Annotated in this window: 3 protein-coding genes and 1 pseudogene; all 4 read left to right on the forward strand. The window is 54.3% G+C overall.

Annotated elements, in window-relative coordinates; translation table 11 throughout:
• Positions 1-188: 188 nt before the first annotated feature.
• Complete coding sequence (locus ACR1XY_RS24300) at positions 189-632, forward strand: MarR family winged helix-turn-helix transcriptional regulator (protein WP_480597339.1); 444 nt, start codon at positions 189-191, stop codon at positions 630-632.
• Positions 633-643: 11 nt separating this feature from the next.
• Positions 644-1,021, forward strand: coding sequence for a hypothetical protein (locus ACR1XY_RS24305; protein WP_480597341.1), 378 nt, complete (start codon positions 644-646; stop codon positions 1,019-1,021).
• Between the two features lie 30 nt (positions 1,022-1,051).
• On the forward strand, positions 1,052-1,366 hold the full coding sequence (locus ACR1XY_RS24310) for a monooxygenase (RefSeq protein ID WP_480597344.1): 315 nt from the start codon (positions 1,052-1,054) through the stop codon (positions 1,364-1,366).
• Positions 1,367-1,683: 317 nt separating this feature from the next.
• Positions 1,684-2,487: pseudogene (locus tag ACR1XY_RS24315) on the forward strand (agmatine deiminase family protein); the annotation flags it as partial.
• Positions 2,488-2,578 lie beyond the last annotated feature (91 nt).

Raw genomic sequence — 2,578 nt, forward strand, 5'->3', positions numbered from 1 at the left:
TCCGCCATGCCCTCCCAAAGCGACAACCCGACGTTGACGAGGCACCATATCAGAGGATTTCTGCGCTGCCTCCGAGGTCTGCAGAGAGCCCAAATTTGCACAATGCTGCACATCAAGCGAATTAGCGGTTTAGGTCAAATCCATGAGGCGCACTTGAATTTATCCCTAACTAGGGGTATATGCGCGGCATGAGACACGAAAACCAAACCCGAGAGAACCAGGCCCTGGTGCTTGCCCTGCTTCGCAGTCACCAATTGTTCATGCGCGCGATGGTACCAACGTTTCGTTCGGCGGGGCTTACCGCGCCGCAATGGGACGCACTTGAAACGCTAAGCAACAAGGGCCCGTTGTCGATCAATGATTTGATGCGACTGACCCTATCTACCTCTGGCAATCTGGATGTTGTCGTCAAAAACCTGATCCAGGCCGGATGGGTGGAAAAGAGCGTCGATGAAACTGACAGACGGGCGCGCGTTCTGCGCCTAACTGCAGCCGGACACCAAAAAGTGTCCGAATTCCTGCCAATCCACAATCAAGCTCTGGACCAGATATTCGGAGGAATCAGCGCGCAGGACAAGCGCCAGTCGATCAAGACACTCAATCAGCTCCGAAAAAAGCTGCCTCAACCTTAGAAAGACCTGACATGGCTAACAAAACCTTCCTTACCGCGCATGGCGTGATCTACATGTTTTTTGCGCTCGCGCTGTTCTTTGCCCCGACCATCCTCTGGCCGAACTACGGCCTGCAATTAAACGACCAATATGCTGTGTTCCTGTCACAGCATAACTCGATATTTCTGGGCGGTATTGGGATCATCAGCTTCCTGTTTCGGGACGTTGAACATGGTAGTGAGGCCGCTCTCGCCATTCTTACAGGATTGATGTGGACCAATCTACTTGGCGTCCTCATCACGCTTTATGCCTGCCTGACAGGGGTTTTCACCGGGTTTGGCTGGTCCGACCCCATCTTCTTCGCGCTGCTATCGGTCCTGAGCTTCGTCCAGCTTGGGAAGAACCGCTGAACCTCTTCAACCTCGCAAAGGAAACTGAACATGAGTACGCTGAAAATCTGGGATTTGCATATGACCTATGACGGTCCGATCACCGATGAGTTTCTCGCCGGAACCGAGCAACTAGCCGAGAGTATTGCGGAGGAGCCAGGAATAATCTGGAAAATCTGGACTGTCGAAGATGGCACCAATCACTATGGGTCCACATACCTGTTTCGGAACAGCGAATACCTTGAAAGTTACAAAAGTATGCACCTGAAGCGGCTGGAAGCGATAGGGATCACAGTAACCGCCGATCATATATTCGACATTATGGAGGATGTCAGTCGCATCAACAAAGCCCCGCTTGAAGGCTGACGAGCAATGACCGGACATTGGCTCGCTAAACGTTGATGTCCGGTTCGTCCCGCTGTTCAGACCTCTGGAAACGCGTCGATATCGCTGGCGCAGCGAATGTCCGGTTCGGGGAAGCTGCGCTGCAGCGCCTCACTAAGCCACGAAGGTCCGGTATGGGCCGCTCCTCATCAGGGTAGTGGGTTTGCGAGCAATGGATGCCGCATCGCATCCGAAGTTCGCAGAAAGCCTTATCTAAGCGATGCTTCACCTTGCGCCGATGTCTACTATCCCGCAAAAAACAGACTGGATAGCCATTTCTCAAACGATTGTGAGGGTTTATGAAGCGGCGTAGTATGATTGTCGGCAGCGGGGCATTCGGAATGGTGGGATTGCTCGGGATGAATAGGGCGTCGGCCAATTCTGGGTTCTACGTGCCGCCGGAAGAAGATCAGCACCAGCTTACCTTGATGCAATGGCCCGTAAACCGCAGGGTTCATCCTGACCCTGTCTTTCTCGACATGGTTCAGCAGACGATTGCCGATATCGCGAATGCGATCAGTGAGTTCGAGCCGATAACGATGCTCGCCGCTGCTGAGGATCATGCAGGGGCACAGGCAAAGCTTTCGGAGAAAGTAGAGTTATGGGACATCCCCACTGAAGATCTTTGGTGCCGCGACGCAGGACCGATCTTTGTGGTAGACGGCGCAGGCGCTCTTGCCATCAGCCATGTCCAGTTCAATGGCTGGGGCGAAAAACAAGTGAATGCCCGCGATAGCCTGATTGCCGAGCGTGTTGCTGAACGTCTGGGGCTGCAGCTCTTGCCAACCGGATTACGCGGAGAAGCGGGGGGCGTGGAGCAGGATGGGCATGGTCTGTTGATTGCAAACGAAAGCAGCTGGGTGAACGACAACCGAAATCCCGGCCTTAGCCGCGACGAGATCGAGCTGCGGTTGCTGACCGCCTACGGCGCGGACCGGATGATCTGGTCGCCTGGTGTCTGGGGCGAAGACATCACCGATTACCACATCGACAGTCTTGCGCGGTTTTCTGGTCCGGGGCGTGTACTTATCAATCTGCCGGATGATCCCGATCTAGAAGACCCGTTCCATTTCGCTGCCGTGGAGACACATGATGCGCTTGTTGGGTGTTGTCACGTTAACTTCCGACCCACCAAGGAATGCTGATGCCCGGACTTCAAGCAGCTCGAGTGGCGGCATTCCAGGCGTCAAATGC

The organism is Ruegeria sp. AD11(2025), from assembly GCF_056542405.1.

Bases quoted from the DNA above. Each gene is read 5' to 3' on its own strand.
- ACR1XY_RS24300 (WP_480597339.1), top strand. From the start codon at position 189: ATGAGACACGAAAACCAAACCCGAGAGAACCAGGCCCTGGTGCTTGCC.
- ACR1XY_RS24305 (WP_480597341.1), top strand. From the start codon at position 644: ATGGCTAACAAAACCTTCCTTACCGCGCATGGCGTGATCTACATGTTT.
- ACR1XY_RS24310 (WP_480597344.1), top strand. From the start codon at position 1,052: ATGAGTACGCTGAAAATCTGGGATTTGCATATGACCTATGACGGTCCG.